This window comes from Streptococcus sp., assembly GCF_019414905.1.
Lineage (GTDB): Bacteria > Bacillota > Bacilli > Lactobacillales > Streptococcaceae > Streptococcus.
In genome coordinates this window covers 2,305-3,982 of the sequence record NZ_DXLC01000222.1, presented here as the reverse complement: position 1 = coordinate 3,982, position 1,678 = coordinate 2,305, and the positions used below count along the sequence as shown (strand labels likewise).

General features: G+C 39.9%; 1 protein-coding gene. It reads left to right on the top strand.

Annotated elements, in window-relative coordinates; all coding sequences use genetic code 11:
- The coding region (locus QZ359_RS06845; RefSeq protein WP_293964582.1) for a ClC family H(+)/Cl(-) exchange transporter at window positions 1-1,516 on the top strand (1,516 nt) is incomplete at its 5' end.
- Between the last annotated feature and the right edge of the window lie 162 nt (window positions 1,517-1,678).

Genomic DNA, 1,678 nt, shown 5'->3' with positions numbered 1-1,678 from the left:
AGAATTTGCCTTTGCCTCAAGCACCATATTATCCCAAGTTGGACGAGGAATCATCGTCGGTCTTGTCGTTGGAATTATCGTTGGATCCTTTCGTTTCTTAATCGAAAAAGACTTCCACCTGATACAAGGACTTTATCAAGATCAAGCGCACCTAGTGCGCAATCTTTTTATCATTGGTCTATTTTATTTAATAGTTTGTTGGCTCAGTGCGAAATTAACTCGATCAGAAAAAGATATCAAAGGCTCAGGAATTCCTCAAGTCGAAGCTGAATTAAAGGGATTGATGACTCTCAACTGGTGGGGAGTTCTTTGGAAAAAATATATTCTAGGAATTTTGGCTATTGCTAGCGGTCTTATGCTGGGGCGTGAGGGACCCAGTATTCAACTCGGAGCGGTTGGTGGTAAAGGAATTTCCAAATGGCTCAAATCCAGTCCAGTAGAGGAGCGTTCCTTGATTGCTAGTGGAGCTGCCGCTGGTCTAGCTGCAGCCTTTAATGCACCGATTGCAGGACTTCTCTTTGTGGTAGAAGAAGTTTATCACCATTTTTCACGCTTTTTCTGGGTATCTACTCTCGCAGCTAGTCTCGTAGCAAACTTTGTCTCACTGCTCATATTTGGCCTAACACCCGTACTGGATATGCCAGATAATATTCCACTCATGACCCTAGATCAGTATTGGATTTACCTCCTCATGGGAATTTTTCTGGGTCTTTCCGGTTTTCTCTATGAGAAAGCTGTACTCAATGTTGGTCGAGTTTATGACTGGCTTGGTGAAAAAATCTGTTTAGATAGAGCATATTATCCAATTCTTGCTTTTATCCTTATCATACCAGTCGGCATCTTCTTACCACAAATCCTTGGTGGTGGAAATCAGCTTGTCCTTTCCCTAACTGAGCAAGATTTTAGTTTCCAAGTTCTATTAGTTTACTTTTTGATTCGCTTTGTTTGGAGCATGATTAGTTATGGAAGTGGCCTTCCAGGAGGAATTTTCCTACCAATTTTAGCGCTTGGCTCCTTACTTGGAGCTCTAGTTGGTGTTATTTGTGTCAATCTTGGACTTGTCAGTCAGGAGCAATTCCCTATATTTGTCATTCTGGGAATGAGTGGATACTTTGGAGCAATATCCAAGGCTCCCTTAACTGCTATGATACTCGTAACTGAGATGGTAGGAGATATTCGCAACCTCATGCCACTTGGTTTAGTAACCTTAGTTGCCTATATCATCATGGATTTACTTAAAGGTGCGCCAGTCTATGAGGCCATGTTGGAAAAAATGCTGCCTGAAGAAGCTTCAGATGAAGGAGAAGTCACACTTATTGAAATTCCTGTATCAGACAAAATCGCTGGAAAACAGGTTCATGAACTCAATCTGCCACACAATGTCCTCATCACAACACAAGTCCATAATGGCAAGAGTCAAACAGTTAACGGCTCAACCAGAATGTATCTCGGTGATATGATTCACCTAGTTATTCCAAAAAGTGAAATTGGTAAAGTAAAAGATTTGTTGTTGTAGACGTTTTTTACATAATTTAAATTACGCAAATAAAATCATTAAGAAAATTCCAAGGAGGACCTCTACATCATAATGAAAATACTTGATGTTCTACATAAGTTTTATGGTGATTTTGAATTCATTAAAGAAAAGTGTAATGAAAAATACGAAGGCATCCTCATC